Below are 15,541 nucleotides of genomic sequence, written 5' to 3' on the forward strand. Positions count from 1 at the left end.
GAGTTCATTGAGCTTTCCAGTCACGGATGCGCTGTAAAAGCTCAATACCGAACTGATCTTCGAACCCCTTATTCGCGCCAGCCATTGCATCACGATAAGCGTCTCGGTTTTCGATCTCGATGACTTCAATTCCGCGCTTACGTAGCGTCTCAATACCGACGGTGTCATCTTTTTCGACCCGTGCACGGTTTGCGGCGGTTGCAGCAACACCAGCCTCATCAACGGCTTTTTTCTGCTCATCGGTCAGGCTTGCAATGAAGTCGGGATTGCAGACAAGAATACCTGGTGAATAAACATGCCGCGTGAGGTAGAGATGTTTCTGCATCATATCGAGATTGTTTGACAGAATAACAGGAACCGGGTTTTCTTGCCCATCAATCGTGCCTTGCTGCAATGCAGACGGAAGTTCAGAGAACGCCATCGGCGTCGGCAAAACACCCGCAGCCTGCCAAGCCTGCATATGTATCTGGTTTTCCATCGTGCGAATTTTCATGCCTCGCAGATCTTCTGGCGAAGAAATGCTTTTCGCACCAGTTGTCAGATTGCGGAAACCATTCTCAGTCCACGCAAGACCGTAAAGGCCACGGGCAGGAAAGAGCGCAAGTAATTCCTTTCCAACTTCGGAATCCAACACGCCACGGGCATGTGCATAATCATTAAATAAGAAAGGAATGTCGATAACCCGTGTTTCAGCAACGAAATTACCGAGAGGGCCTGCGGAGCCGATAGCGCATTCCTGTGAGCCCAGCTGCACGCTCTCAATGGCCTCACGTTCATTGTCCAGGCGCTGGATTACAACATTTAATGTACCATTCGAGCGTTCTTCAGCGACTTTTTTGAACGCAAGTGCTCCCTCGCCAAAGTGACTGTCGAGCGGTGACGAGTGGGTTATCGTCAGTACGGTCTGAGCCGACGCGGTGAACGTGGTACCAGCCAGCAGCAAGCTGGCCAGAAGTGCTGTTTTCACTGAATTTTTAGTTTTCATGAGTATTCCTCCTCCTTGTAGAATGCGGTATGGGCAAGGCTTTCAGATAGTGCTGCTATAGCGCTTCTTCAGGCAATAAAGCCGCGGGAAAGTTCTGATAGCTGACCGGCCTGAGAAAACGTCGGATCGACATCGTACCAACGCTTGTTGCCCCAAAATTAGTTGATGCTGGATATGGCCCCCCATGCACCATTGAATCAACCACTTCAACTCCCGTTGGAAAGCCGTTGACAAGAACACGTCCGGCCTTGCGCTCCAGTACAGGCAGAAGCGCTTTGGCTGCATTTATATCGGCGTCATCCATGTGGATTGTTGCTGTCAGCTGGCCTTCGAGGTTTCGTGCCAGTTTTTGCATGTCCTCAAGCGATTTTACACGAACGACAAGACCGAGTGGTCCAAAGACCTCTTCAGATAAACTGGGATTCTCAAAAAAGCGCTCTACAGACGTCTCGTACAAATTTGGGTTCGCTTCACGTCCCTTCGACACAGTCTCGTAGATGACATCAACGGCATCACTCGCTTGGAAGCGTTCTTGTCCAGCGCGATAGGCTTGAGCGATCCCGCCAGTGAGCATTAGCTGTGATCCGACGCTTGATAGCCCCTCTTTTGTCGCGGCAACAAATCCATCTGCATCAGAATTATCCAGCACAATGGCAATACCCGGATTTGTGCAGAACTGACCTGCACCCATCAGCAACGAACTTGCCCAGCCGTCACCAATTGACTCTGCGCGTGCCTTCAGAGCTTCAGGCAGGATAAACATTGGATTGACGCTGCCCAGCTCTCCAAAGAACGGAATAGGTTCTGCACGTTGTGCGCACAGATCGAATAATGCACGTCCACCATTCAGTGAGCCGGTAAAACCGACAGCTTTGATCAGCGGATGCGTGACGAGCGCACTGCCAACATGGCGATTGCCTCCCTGCACAAGGCTGAATACGCCCGGATTGATCCCCGCTTTTTGAATAGCTGCATGGATAGCCTCAGCGATGATTTCGCCCGTACCTGGATGAGCGGAATGGCCTTTCACAACAACAGGACAACCCGCTGCAAGGGCAGCTGCCGTATCACCTCCTGCTGTCGAAAAGGCGAGCGGGAAATTGGAGGCTCCAAAGACTGCGACCGGTCCAATAGGACGTTGCATCAATCGGATATCAGGACGTGGCGAAGGCAGACGATCCGGCAAAGCTGGATCATGACGCTTGTCAAGATAATCGCCCTTTTCAATATGATCGGCAAAGAGACGGAGCTGGCCGCACGTCCGACCGCGCTCGCCCTGAAGACGGCCAACAGGCAGTCCTGTCTCCCGAGTACCAATTTCAGTGATGGCATCGCCGCGCGCTTCAATCTCATCCGCAATGGCACGCAAAAAGCCTGCACGCTCTGTAGACGAGGAATAGCCATAAGACCAGAAAGCATTTTCCGCTGCTTCAACAGCACGATTTACCAGTTCCACTGTTCCCAGCGAGAATTCAGATGCATCACCAGAAACCGGCTCGTTCTTAAAAGTTTCGTCTGTAGCAATCCATTCGCCAGCGATAAGATGCTTTCCATGCGGTTTGAAAGTCATGATTCTTCCCTACAGATTGACTATCAAAGTGCTTCTTGAAGCATCGCGCGGTAGTCGTCTGCCGATGCATCTCGCGGGTTCGTGCGATGGCTGTGGTCCGCGAGCGCTCCAGTCACTATCCGATCAAACAGATCTTCAGTGACACCAAGTTCTGACAAGCGGGATGGCAAACCAATAGCGCGTGTCATCGCTTCAATTGCGGCGCCAATATTTGCGTCAGTCTCAAGGCCCATGGCATCAGCAAGACGTGCATATTTGTCCCCTTCTATCACCGTTTGTGCACTGCGATTAAAGTTCAGAACAGCAGGCATGAAGATTGCGTTTAGCGTACCGTGATGAAGTTTTGGATTAATACCACCGAGTGAATGGCTGAGGCTGTGGACACAACCCAGACCTTTTTGGAAAGCCATCGCGCCCATCGTGGCGACGATAGCCATATTTGCACGCGCATCACGATTATCCGGCTTTTCGACTGCCAGACGAATGTTGGCCCAGCCCCTGCGCAGCCCCTCAAGAGCAATACCATCAGCAGGTGGATTGAAAGAGGGTGCGAGAAAAGTTTCGATGCAATGTGACAAGGCATCCATACCTGTCGCTGCGGTCAGCATCGGAGGTAGGCTAAGCGTTAGCTCAGGATCTACAATTGCTGTCTTAGGGATGAGATAAGGAGAAAGCAGCCCAACCTTGCGTCCGTCATCTAAAATGATGATTGCGGCGCGGCCAACTTCACTACCCGTTCCAGCAGTTGTCGGCACTGCAATCATCGGGAATGTCTTATTGGTTATTTTTTCCATGCCGCCTTCCATGACAGCATAGGTTTTCAGCGGTCCACCATGTGCGGCGAGCACAGCGACAGCTTTTGCCAGATCCAGTGCAGATCCGCCGCCGATCGCAATGATGCCATCCCCCTTTGCTTCAAGGAAAAGCTCTGTAGCCTTAACAGCTGCGGCTTCGTTTGGATTACCGGGAGTTTCATCATAAACGGCTACAGGAATAACACCCGTTGCAGCTTCAATTCGATCCAGCATACCAAGTGCACGCACACCTTTGTCCGTAACAATAACAGGGCGGGTAATGCCTGAAAGCGCAAGTTCCGTTTTCAGTGTAGCGATCTCGCCGAATCCGAATTGAACACGGGTTACGTAATTAATCAGGCTCATGTGCCTCTCCCTTTGTATTCCAAAATGGCAATCCGAACACGAATTAGAACGTAAACGCGATGGATGTCTTTTACTGCGGGGCAAAATACCGGTGACAATTACCGTGTAAATCCGCTATTTCTTGATACAGGTATAACGAAAAGGAAATTCCGTATCGATGGCGCATTCCCATGCCAACCCTTTGCTTCGTCTTTCTTTGCGACAGATGCTGTTGATTTCGGCTATTGATGACAATGGGTCGTTGAAACGCGCTGCGGAGTTGATCGGCATGAGCCAACCCCGCGCCACAAAGGCCCTGCAGGAAGCCGAAGATCTCATAGGCCATAAGCTTTTCAATCGTACGAATCGCGGACTGACACCAACCGCTGCAGGTGATTGCATGGTTAGACATGCAAAAACGATGCTTTCCCAGCTCACAATAATGGAACAGGAAGTTCATAGTGCTTCTGATATAGAGTGGGGAAAACTAAGAATTGGGACAATTATGGGTGCGGTACCCTATGTTACTGAAACAATCAGCAATTACTTGCGCCGCTATCCTCGTACTTCAATAGAGATTCTTGAAGATACCAGTGTTGAGTTATTACGTCAGCTCGATCGCGGATTACTCGACCTTGTTATTGGCCGTAGTTCAGTTAGCACTACTCCGCAGCTCTATAATATTACCGCTTTTCATGACGAACTTTTGGCTGTAGTGGCTAATCCATACCACCCACTCGTCGGAAGAAAACGCGTTAGATTAAAAGACCTCGTTGATTCTCGGTGGATTGTTTATACCGCATCGATGCCCATGCGCCTCTCGTTAGAGCAAGAATTCAAACAAGCAGGATTAGTTATTCCCACGGCTCTATTGGAAACTCGCTCTGCTCTTACGACGATGTCACTCATGCAGTCTGATATGAATACTGTCGCATTGCTTTCAAGCGATGTCGCAGCGTTTTTTGTCAATTTCGGAATGGCTTGTATATTACCCATGCATCTTCGATCCAAAAGCGAGCCTTATGAGGTCATAACGCGACAATCATCTGATCTTGGGATTCATGCTCGTCAGTTTATCGATGAACTCCTTTCAGGCATCACCCACTTAAAGCTATAAAACTTGCATGCCCGTCGTCGAATGATTTGACACTTTTAAAGCATTAAAAGTTTGGTGTTTCAGGCTCAGTTTGTGATTTGATCTAAGCAGCCCTGGCTTGGCCAGCCTGCCAACATACCATCCAATAGAAGAATCAGCTGAACAGCTTGCAATATCAAAAACGCAAAGGTCACCCTCACGTCCATTGACACGCTGCTAAAGATTACTGAGCAGGATGGGCAGTCATTGATCTATTCCTCAAAACAATAACGCAGCGTAATCCATAGCCCGATGCAGAATGCGAACAATAGATACACGATCATTATCTATTCGATAGAAAATAAGGGAATTACCGTGCATCTGACGACGATAGCCTTAACATTCATAACGAGGCGCTAATCGAAAGCTGCCAGCGAGCTCAGCTGAGGCGCGGCACATGTTAAGCAATTCGAGAAGAAGGAATAGCCGAATATGCTCACCGCGCACATCGAAAGCAGTAACTTCGCGGGGCACGCGACGACGCTTGTAGAAATAGTTTCCGTTTCGAATTTGGAGGCGTCGATCTGGGCCTTTTTCTGCACGCTTACGTGACAATCAGACCAACCCCCAAATCCTTATGTGCGCTTTATGTGGCACGAAATCAGGCGTTTAGGAAATATGCTGCATTTATAAATCAAATTTATACAATAAAATCAATACATTAAGGGAAATTAAATGGTACGGACGGGTGGATTCGAACCACCGACCTCAGGAGCCACAATCCTGCGCTCTAACCAACTGAGCTACGACCGCGTACCTAAATCTCAACGAACTTTCTTTCGATATTCGCTGACAGGGGGTCACATACGGAGAATCGAACCACATTGCAAGTGATTATAACGATCTTTTTTGAAGATTTCCCCGATTGTTAGCTCGAAACCTGTAATCACTAAAATTCTACGCAATCCGGTTACCAAGTTTTATGCATGGTTGTGCATAAACAAGGATTATTCACCGAGACATAAAATTGGCTTACCCACATTAACTAATGAAATAGAAAATCAGGCCCATATCGAAGGCGAATATAGACCCCACTTCGGAAGAGGCTTATTAAAGAATTATTAATTGGCACTCTGAGTGGTAACGAGAACAGTTGAAGGACCGGTATGTCAGGATCATACCCATTCATTGATGTAGTCGCGCTAGACAATATCAGCGAAGGCTTTGCCAGAGGCGATGCTCAGCTTGTGCTGACGCGCGACTTATCGACTGTCCTTTGGATCAATGGTTCCGGCGCCAAACTTTTCGGCTTTGAACGCATCCAAGACATTATTGGCGGCCAACTCGAGCTGCCCATTGCAACGCGCCGCCAAATCGCGGGTGCCAGCAGTGAAACGGCGAGTGAACCACGCATCGTCTCTGTACGCCTTAATTCTGGACTTCGTTCAGAAATTATACGTCTACACGTTTCGCATCTCACAATGCCGGACGGCATTGAAGCGTTATTGCTTACGTCAGAACAAGAAGGCCGTACGCCAGATGCCATTATTGCCGGTCTCAGCGATGAGACGACACATGTGGCACTCATGGACGATAAGGCTCACTTGATTGCTACAAGCGAGCGCTTTGCAGCGCTCGATATTTCCGTTTCAACACTGGAAGACCTAATCATCGAAACGCGCGATGCAGCCGAGCGGATCGTGAAGCGCCGCATTCGCGCTGGAAAAAACTCGGTGCCCGGCGCAATTGTCAAGCTCACCGACAATCCTGTGATGCATCTCATCTGTATCGTAGGTGAAGCGACAACCGCAATCAAAACGGATACGCCCGCAATAGCTGCGATCGTTGAAGATGAGAAAGAGGCTGAAAAGCCAACCGCTCCGAAAAACTTCGTTTTTGATTCAGAGGGATCGCCTGCTCGCTTCATCTGGAAAGTTGATGCGGAAGGCACGTTTACCGAAGTTTCGCCGGAACTGGGCAATATTATCGGGCCGAACGCAGCAGATGTAGTTGGTCGGCGCTTTGCAGAAGTGGCGAATGTTTTTGGTTTTGACACCGATGGCAGCATTAACGCACTCTTACAGCAGCGTGATACATGGTCAGGCAAGAAGCTCTTATGGCCGGTTGAAGGCACGAGCTTGCGCGTTCCGGTTGAGCTTGCCGCACTACCCGTCTATTCGCGTGATCGCGAATTTATCGGGTTCCGCGGCTTTGGCCTTGTTCGCCCTGAAGACGCAGAGCAAGACCCCGAAACGATTGGTACCGTCCTCGCAGGCGGCACGCCGACAAAACGAGACTCGGCACCGACTATTCAGGAAATGCTTAGTGCCGATGATGAAGACGACATCCTGGCTCTCTCAGAAGAAATCGCCAATGATGATCGGCCTGAAGCAAAGCATAAACAATCAGAAGCCCCAACGCTTCCGTTTGAACTGACGCCCAATCCCGGCCGCCGGGAATCTGACAAGGTCATTGAGTTGCTCAATGCGGCGGCACGCGGAAAAGTAGAAGCAGATCAGGCAAAGCAGCGGAAAGGCAAAGAACAGCGGCCGGAAGGTGGCTTGACCACGACAGAACGCAATGCATTTCGCGAAATTGCGGATCGGCTGCGCAAGCAGGGACTGGCGAATTCTCGTCAGGACACAGATGCTTTGCCAGACGACGTTGCCCATACGCCACCAGCCGCAGACCGCGTTGCGCCTATAGCGCTTGTATCGGAAAACACATCCATTGCAGATGAGGTTCCAATACCGCCAAAGCCTGAGAAACAGCGGCTTGCTGACGAAACGGTACTTCTCGCCAACCTTCCTATCCCCGTTATCATTCATTCGGGCGATACAATCCATTACGTCAATCAGTCTCTCTTAGACCTGACTGGCTATGCAACGCTCACTGAAATCCAACAAGCTGGTGGCATTACGATCCTGTTCAACAGTGACCGAAGTGACGACGAGAAAGCTGACGGCATGGTGCTGCGCCGTGCTGATGGCAGTGAAGCGCCTGTAGAATCACATCTGAACGCCATTAACTGGCAAGATGGCCGCGCTTTGATGCTCAGCCTTATGCCGATGACGAGCGCTACAAATGTTAGCCTGACAGAGAGTGCGGATCAGCGAGCACTTCAAGGGCACATCGAAGAACTCAAAACCATTCTTGATACGGCCACGGATGGCGTCGTACTCATCGACACTGACGGGCGCATGCGGTCCATGAACCATTCCGCAGCCGCTTTGTTCGGCTATGATCAGGCTGATACCGAAGGCAAATTCTTCTCCATGCTCTTTGCCATCGAAAGCCAGCGCGCAGCGATGGATTATCTGCATAGCTTATCCGACAATGGTGTTCTCAGCGTTCTCAATGATGGACGCGAAGTCATTGGCCGCGAAGCACAAGGTGGCTTCATTCCGCTGTTCATGACGATGGGAAAGCTCCCTCATACAAGCGGCTTCTGCGCTGTTCTGCGCGACATAACGCAGTGGAAACGCACCGAAGAAGAACTGACAAATGCCCGCAAGGAAGCGGAGCGTGCTTCCCGCCAAAAAACTGAGTTTCTTGCCCGTATCAGCCATGAAATCCGCACTCCGCTGAATGCGATCATCGGGTTTTCCGAGTTGATGTCTGACGAAAAATTTGGCCCGATTGGGAACGAACGCTATCGTGATTATCTGCGCGACATTAACCGTTCTGGCAATCACGTTCTGGCCTTGGTCAATGATCTGCTCGATATCTCGAAGATCGAAGCAGGCGGCGTCGACATGCAATTCGAAGCGGTTTCACTCAACGATGCAATTGGCGAAGCAATTGCGTTGATGCAGCCGCAAGCCAATCGTGAACGCGTGATCATCCGTTCCAGCTTCCAGTCGAACCTGCCTGATATCGTTGCCGATGCGCGTTCGATTAAGCAAGTCGCGCTCAACCTGCTTTCCAATGCCGTGCGCTTCACTGCAACAGGCGGACAAGTGATCGTTTCAACCAATTACGAACTAAACGGCGATGTCGTGATGCGTGTTCGTGATTCAGGCGTTGGCATGACCAAGCCTGAAATTGAACAAGCGCTTAAGCCCTTCCGTCAGGTTAACACCATGCAACGCCGTCAGAGTGAGAGCGCAAAAGACTGGCGCAATGAAGGTACGGGGCTTGGACTTCCACTGACCAAGGCTATGGTTGAAGCCAATCGCGCCCAATTTACAATCGACTCTACGCCCGGACAGGGAACTGTCGTAGAAATCGTTTTCCCTCCGACACGCGTTCTGGCGGACTGATGCTACAAAATATAAAGCCCTCTTTTTAGAGGGCTTTTTCTATTGATCAAAAAAAACGCCGGTAAAAACCAGCGTTTGAGAATCTCAGAGACAAAGAGACACAGAAGCAAACATAAACGAAGCTGAGGCAGCTCGATCATCGCTCAGTGTTAAACTCTTTATCGGGCCAAACCAGTTAATAGGGCGTTAAATATGGGTGCTCGGATTCAGACATTAGAAACTCGCGTAAAATCAGGGTTAATTTCTTAGAAACAATTGTTTAACCATAGGCAGGAATCAGCATAGGCGGCTTTGCTTTGCCACAGTGCTGGGTTAGATTACGAAATGTGTCTCACTGATAGGATGGTTGATGCGCTGGCCCCGATTTATGCGCCTTATTATTGCGGTCATCATTCTTGGTGCGGCAGCAGTAGCCACCCTGCTCGCGGTCATACCGTTTATTGTCTCGACCGATGCGATCCGTATCCGTGTCGCACAGGAGATCAGCGCATGGACCGGCTATAGCGTCGAACTGCGTGAAGCACCGCGTTTGCGGGTGTTTCCAGTTTTGCGTGCGTCGCTTGATGGCGTGACACTAAGCAAACTGTCCGACCCGGGTGAAAAGCCCTTTATGAGTGCCAATCGTATTGAAATCGAGCTTTCTCCGCTTGATGCCATCATGGGACGACTATCATTCTCTGAAACGCAAGTTGTCAGGCCACATTTTAACATCGGTGGGCCAGTTGATAATTTTGCAGAACTTCTCGATGCGATTGCAAGTTCAAACGGCCGGCTTGGCACCGCCATCCGCGCGCAGCGCGCCTTGCAGCAGAACGGTGCGAATGACAAAACACTTGCAGCACAACAAGCGTCCCAGCCGTTCGGTCGTGTTGTTCTTCGCGACGGAACGGTCTCGTTCAGCGATCCAGATTCGCAGGAAGAACCGAAAGACGACCAGCAAATCACCAAGCTGAACGCCACACTTGAATGGCCTCGCACCTCAAGCGCTGCAACGCTTCGCGGCAGTGCACTCTGGCGCGGTGAAAATACGCAATTCAGCCTGACCGCAGCTCAAGCCTTGCCGCTTCTTGCAGGCGGGACCTCCAATGTTACAGCGAGTTTCACATCAACGCCTCTCAACATCACATTTGAAGGCAAGGCCAATATTTCCAAAGATCGTTTCTTTGAAGGCGCGTTGAGCGCCAAGACGCCTTCTTTGAGCAATTCGCTGCGCTGGCTGGCGCTACCGCCTGTGGCGGGAAGTACGGAAATTGGTGCCTTTTCACTTGCTTCGACGATCACCTCGACTCCTCGCCGTCTGAAATTCGACAATGTCGAAATGACAACGGACGAAAGTCCGGCAAAAGGTGTAATTGACGTTGGTTTTGAGCAGGATACGCCAGCAATCACCGGAACACTGGCTTTTGAAAAGCTCAATCTGCGACGTCTTTTTTCGATTTTTGTGCCACTGCCTGAAAACCAGCCACGTTCGCCGAGCGATCGGGATCTAAACGAGAGCGACATCATCAATACGAGTTTCATCGATCGATCAGAACTCGACCTTCGTCTCTCCGCGCAAACCGCCACAGCCGGGCCGGTCACCATGACTGGCGTGGCAGCAGCCGTGCAAATCAGAGGCGGTCGGGCAATGTTCGATATTGGAGATGCCAAAGCCTTTAATGGCATTTTACAGGCCAATCTTCAAATTGTGCGTGATCTCAAAACAGCAACCGGAGAATTGCGCTTCAACGCGTCTGATATTGATAGCTCACAGCTTTTCGCAGCGCTCGGTTTCGAGAAGCCGTTCGTCAATGGCAAAGGCAATGTCTCGCTATTTATGAAGGCTCCTGCAAATCGTTGGTCAGGCTTACTTAATAATGCGCAAGGCAATGTCTCAGTGCAGTTGAACAACGGACAAATGCAAGGCTTCTCAGTTCAGGATTTTTTGACGAAAGCCGAAAGTCAGGGCTTTTTCGCGCTTGAGCGACAGGAAAATGTATCGCTGGCTTTCAATCGCCTCGATGTGAAAGCAAATCTTTCCGACGGTGTAGCGTCTTTAGAAAATGCAACGCTCGTCACATCGCAAGGCACACTTAATCTTGCTGGTATTGTACCATTTGTAGATCGCAGCCTTGCGCTGAGTGGCGAAGTTATCTTCCCCGATAGTCAACCTCTGCAACAGGAAAATACAGACAGTCAGCAGGCTCAACCTTCGCCCGTGAAGCCGCCACTGCATTTCTTCGTGGGCGGTTCATGGGATCGTCCCTTTATTTCCCCATCGACTATGGGAAACGGAACAGCGCAGTAATCTGCGCTGTTCCTTATTCGTTTAACCCATACGAAATGCTGCTTGCTCGTCGCGACGGCGCTGCACTTCACGGCGCTTGTTAACAACCGACGCGATGATCACACCCGCTGTCACGATTGCGATCAAGATGGTACAAACCGCATTGATTTCCGGTGTCACCCCGAGCCGAACCTGCGAGTAGATTTTCATCGGCAGTGTGGTTGCGCCCGGACCCGAGGTGAAGCTTGCAATCACCAGATCATCCAGCGAAAGGGTGAAGGCCAGCATCCAGCCGGAAACAACAGCTGGCAGGATCACCGGAAGCGTAATCTTCATGAAAGTGGTGACGGGCGGCGCACCAAGATCCATCGCCGCTTCTTCCAACGAACGGTCGAAGCTTACCAGACGTGACTGCACAACCACGGCCACAAAACACATTGAGAAAGTGATGTGTGCAAGCGTTACAGTCCAGAAACCACGATCAAAATTCATCGCCACGAACAATAGCAATAGCGAAAGGCCAGTGATCACATCCGGCATAACCAGTGGTGCATAGACCATGCCGGAAAACAGGATACGTCCGCGAAACCGCGTGTAACGTGTCAGTGCCAATGCTGCCAGCGTGCCAAGCAGTGTTGCAATGGTAGCCGACAAAAGCCCGACGCGGATTGTCACCCACGCTGCATCCATAAGCGCCTGATTGCGAAACAGTTCGCCATACCACTTGGTTGAGAAACCCGCCCAAACCGTCACGAGACGGGATTCGTTGAACGAATAAATGACCAGCAGAACAATCGGCAGATAGAGGAAAGCGAAACCGAGCGCGACTGAGGCGATGTTAAAACGGGACCAGTTGTTCTGCATCTTATTTCCCCTTCTCCTGCTGGCGCGCCTGCACCTGCTGGAAAATCACAATCGGCACAATCAACAAGAGCAGCAGAACCACTGCCACCGCCGAAGAAACCGGCCAGTCGCGATTGGAAAAGAACTCACTCCAAATTGTTTTACCGATCATCAATGTCTGCGACCCGCCTAGAAGATCAGGGATCACGAACTCACCAACCGCTGGAATGAAAACGAGGAAGCACCCCGCCACCACACCTGCAAGCGACAGGGGAAAAGTGATTTTCCAGAACGCTGAGAACGCCGTACAGCCGAGATCTTGAGCGGCTTCGATCAGCGAATAATCCATTTTTTCGAGTGATGAATAAATCGGCAATACCATAAACGGCAGATAGGAATAGACGATACCAATGAAAATTGCCGTATCTGTGTTCAGAATATTCAACGGTGTATCAATGACATTCAGCCACATCAGGAACTGGTTGAGCAGACCTTCTGGCTTCAAAATACCGATCCACGCATAAACGCGGATCAGGAAGGACGTCCAGAACGGCAGAATAACCAGCATCAACAATGTCGGGCGGAGGCTCTGCGGCGCACGCGCCATGCCGTACGCCATTGGATAAGCAACCAGCAGCGTTAAAAACGTTGAGATTGCCGCAATCCGTACGCTGGAAAGATACGCCATATAATAAAGCGGATCGTCCATAAGCCACAGATAATTGTCGATAGAGAGCTGTTTTATGCGTTCCCATGCAAGACCAAAGCCCTGTGTGAGATCAATCACCGGTTGATAAGGTGGGATCGCCATCGTGACTTCGGAGAGCGAAATCTTGAAGACGATGAAAAACGGAATCAAAAAGAATATCAGCAGCCACAGATAGGGAACTGCGATCACGAGACGGCTGGTTATGGAAGCAATCAGCTTTTGCATGTGCTTGCCTCCTCAAGCCGTGAGCACAAGACCGGCATCGGTATCAAATGAAACCCATACGCGCTCATCATAGGTCAGCGGGTTTTCCGTCTTGCGCACTGCATTCAGGCTTGCAGCCTTGATGGTGCGACCATTGTCGAGACGAACGTGAAAAACCGTCATATCGCCAAAATAAGCAATATCCCAAAGCTCACCCTCAACTGCGTTGACGGAGGTCTCTTGCGGCTTTTCACGGGTGATGCGTGTCTTTTCAGGACGCACCGCATACCAGACTTTCTGGCCAGCGCTAAGCTTTTCACGGGTTTCGGTCTGAATGTGAAAGCCGAATTTTTCGGTGGCGATTTCTGCCTCACCATTGGCGGCTTTGACCACTTCGCCTTCAATGATGTTCACATTGCCGATGAAGTCGGCAACGAACTTGGAGCCCGGCGCTTCATAGACTTCAGCAGGTGTCGCTACCTGCATGATACGGCCCTTGTCCATGACGGCAATACGATCGGACATGGTCATCGCTTCTTCCTGATCGTGGGTGACGACCATGAAAGTCAGGCCCAGCTTGACCTGCAAATCCATCAGCTCGAACTGGGTTTCTTCGCGAAGCTTCTTATCAAGAGCGCCAAGCGGCTCATCAAGAAGCAACACTTTCGGGCGCTTGGCAACAGCTCGTGCCAACGCCACACGCTGTCGCTGACCGCCAGAAAGCTGATGCGGCTTGCGCTTGCCAAATTTTTCCAATTTGACGAGCTTTAGCATTTCAGCAACGCGCGCATCGATTTCCGATTTCGCCATACCGTCCTGCTTGAGACCGAACGCAATATTGTTTTCAACCGTCATATGCGGGAACAGCGCATAGGACTGGAACATCATATTGACCGGACGCTTATAGGGAGGAATGCCGCGCATATCCTGACCATCGAGCGTGATGCGGCCAGAGGTCGGCTCTTCAAAGCCAGCCAGCATGCGCATCAGCGTGGTCTTGCCGCAGCCGGAAGCACCCAGAAGCGAGAAAAACTCGCGATTAAAAACATTGAGCGAAAGATCATCAACAGCAGTAAAATCGCCGAAAATCTTTGTTACATTCTCGAAAGAAATAAAAGGCTTCGCAGCCGGATCATTCCAAGGTGCGAATTTGCGGCGAAAGCTGCCAAAAGATTCCATTCCGTTCCCCTATCGCTCTATCAGGAACCTGACATTCACAGGCAAGGCCTGCCATTAAGGTATATTTTAAGACGTAGAGCGGCCCTCCTGTATGAACAGTGAGCCGCTCTCAATTTCAACGCTTAACGCGCCTCAGCTAGTAAGCTGTCTTACGATTTAACTATTACTGGCCTGTGACAATTTTGGTCCAGGCGCGAGTGACATAGCGCTGTGTCTTCTGGTCATAGGGCGTTGGCACAAAAAGCTTTTTCAGCACATCCTCGCTTGGATAGATTTCTGGATCGTCCAGAATCTCCTTATCGATAAATTCCTGCGAAGCCTTGTTGCCGTTAGCATAGAAAACAAAGTTCGATGCCTTGGCAGCAACTTCCGGACGCATGATATAATTCATGAATTCAAGCGCTTCTGGCACATGCTTTGAATCGGCAGGGATTGCCATCTGGTCAAACCACATCAGCGCGCCTTCCTTCGGGATCGAATAACCGATCTCTACGCCCTGATTGGCTTTCTCCGCACGATCGCGCGCCTGAAAAATATCCCCTGAATAGCCCACTGCCATGCAGATATCACCATTCGCGAGTGCGTTGATGTATTCCGACGAATGGAACTTACGGATATTCGGCCGAATCTTGAGATAGAGTTCCTGCGCCTTTTCCATATCTTCCGGTGATGGAGAATTCGGATCAAGCCCGAGATAGTTCAGAGCCGGACGCAGCATTTCGCTGGATGTATCCAGCAGGTAAATGCCACAATCTTTCAGCTTAGCCGAAATTTCCGGGTTGTAGAGAACGTCCCATGAATCAATTGTATCCGTGCCGAGGATTTCTTTGATCTTGGCTTTGTTATAGCCAATGCCGGTGGTGCCCCACATGTAATTGATGGAATATTCGTTGCCCGGATCGTAGGTCGCGGCACGGGTCGAAATTTCGTCCCACATATTCTTCAGGTTTGGCAGTTTGTCTTTGTCGAGTTTCAGGAACACACCGGCCGGGATCTGGCGGCCAAGGAACTCGCCCGATGGCACCACGAGATCATAACCGCTGCCACCAGCAAGAAGCTTTGTTTCCAGAATTTCGTTGGAATCATAAACGTCGTAAACGACTTTGATGCCAGTTTCCTTGGTGAAGTCCTTGAGGATCGAATCGTCGATATAATCCGACCAATTATAGATATTGACCACCCGCTCCTGCGCGCTTGCGGGAAATACGGCAGCGCTCACAAGGCCCGAGACCATTGTTGTCGCCAGAAGAAAAGATTTCATCCTCATCGCGTGCTCCATTCTGTACCGTAATTTCCGGTACAGCTTAAG

General features: G+C 50.5%; 10 protein-coding genes, 1 tRNA gene and 1 pseudogene. 3 read left to right on the forward strand and 9 right to left on the reverse strand.

Annotated features, from left to right (window positions below; genetic code table 11):
- Positions 1 to 4 precede the first annotated feature (4 nt).
- The 3 genes from dctP to U2P60_RS05880 are packed head-to-tail and all read right to left on the reverse strand — an operon-like array spanning position 5 to position 3,715.
- Positions 5 to 985 carry a TRAP transporter substrate-binding protein DctP gene (dctP, locus tag U2P60_RS05870; RefSeq protein ID WP_313829707.1) on the reverse strand — a complete coding sequence of 327 codons (981 nt, stop codon included), beginning with the start codon at positions 983 to 985 and terminating at the stop codon, positions 5 to 7.
- A gap of 55 nt (positions 986 to 1,040) precedes the next feature.
- Positions 1,041 to 2,555: an aldehyde dehydrogenase (NADP(+)) gene (locus U2P60_RS05875; protein ID WP_413571764.1), complete on the reverse strand. Its 1,515-nt coding sequence runs from the start codon at positions 2,553 to 2,555 to the stop codon at positions 1,041 to 1,043.
- A gap of 23 nt (positions 2,556 to 2,578) precedes the next feature.
- Positions 2,579 to 3,715, reverse strand: a complete 1,137-nt coding sequence (locus U2P60_RS05880) for an iron-containing alcohol dehydrogenase (RefSeq protein WP_413571766.1) — start codon at positions 3,713 to 3,715, stop codon at positions 2,579 to 2,581.
- 157 nt (positions 3,716 to 3,872) lie between these two features.
- On the opposite strand from U2P60_RS05880, the gene U2P60_RS05885 reads away from it, so the two are divergent.
- Positions 3,873 to 4,811 (forward strand): LysR family transcriptional regulator, encoded by a 939-nt coding sequence (locus U2P60_RS05885; RefSeq protein WP_313829711.1) that lies wholly within the window; start codon positions 3,873 to 3,875, stop codon positions 4,809 to 4,811.
- A gap of 237 nt (positions 4,812 to 5,048) precedes the next feature.
- Here the strand turns inward: U2P60_RS05885 and U2P60_RS05890 are convergent.
- Positions 5,049 to 5,153 (reverse strand): annotated as a pseudogene (locus tag U2P60_RS05890) (type II toxin-antitoxin system RelE/ParE family toxin); the annotation flags it as partial.
- Positions 5,154 to 5,505: 352 nt separating this feature from the next.
- Positions 5,506 to 5,582: transfer RNA gene (locus U2P60_RS05895), tRNA-His, on the reverse strand.
- A 353-nt stretch (positions 5,583 to 5,935) separates the two neighbouring features.
- Here U2P60_RS05895 and U2P60_RS05900 point away from each other — a divergent pair.
- Entirely contained in the window at positions 5,936 to 9,031 is a 3,096-nt protein-coding gene (locus tag U2P60_RS05900) for a PAS domain S-box protein (protein WP_413571768.1), read from the forward strand.
- Between the two features lie 349 nt (positions 9,032 to 9,380).
- A complete protein-coding gene (locus tag U2P60_RS05905; RefSeq protein ID WP_413571769.1) occupies positions 9,381 to 11,318 on the forward strand; it encodes an AsmA family protein in 1,938 nt (645 codons plus the stop codon).
- A 21-nt stretch (positions 11,319 to 11,339) separates the two neighbouring features.
- Here the strand turns inward: U2P60_RS05905 and U2P60_RS05910 are convergent, their stop codons facing one another.
- The 4 genes from U2P60_RS05910 to U2P60_RS05925 form a co-directional block, all read right to left on the reverse strand.
- Positions 11,340 to 12,161, reverse strand: coding sequence for an ABC transporter permease (locus U2P60_RS05910; RefSeq protein WP_313829715.1), 822 nt, complete (start codon positions 12,159 to 12,161; stop codon positions 11,340 to 11,342).
- 1 nt (position 12,162) lies between these two features.
- Positions 12,163 to 13,074, reverse strand: coding sequence for an ABC transporter permease subunit (locus U2P60_RS05915; RefSeq protein ID WP_413571770.1), 912 nt, complete (start codon positions 13,072 to 13,074; stop codon positions 12,163 to 12,165).
- Between the two features lie 12 nt (positions 13,075 to 13,086).
- Positions 13,087 to 14,232 (reverse strand): ABC transporter ATP-binding protein, encoded by a 1,146-nt coding sequence (locus tag U2P60_RS05920; RefSeq protein ID WP_413571771.1) that lies wholly within the window; start codon positions 14,230 to 14,232, stop codon positions 13,087 to 13,089.
- Positions 14,233 to 14,395: 163 nt separating this feature from the next.
- A complete protein-coding gene (locus U2P60_RS05925; RefSeq protein WP_413571773.1) occupies positions 14,396 to 15,499 on the reverse strand; it encodes a polyamine ABC transporter substrate-binding protein in 1,104 nt (367 codons plus the stop codon).
- Between the last annotated feature and the right edge of the window lie 42 nt (positions 15,500 to 15,541).

Origin of the sequence: Brucella sp. H1_1004 (assembly GCF_047308065.1) — a bacterium.
GTDB lineage: Bacteria > Pseudomonadota > Alphaproteobacteria > Rhizobiales > Rhizobiaceae > Brucella > Brucella pseudogrignonensis_B.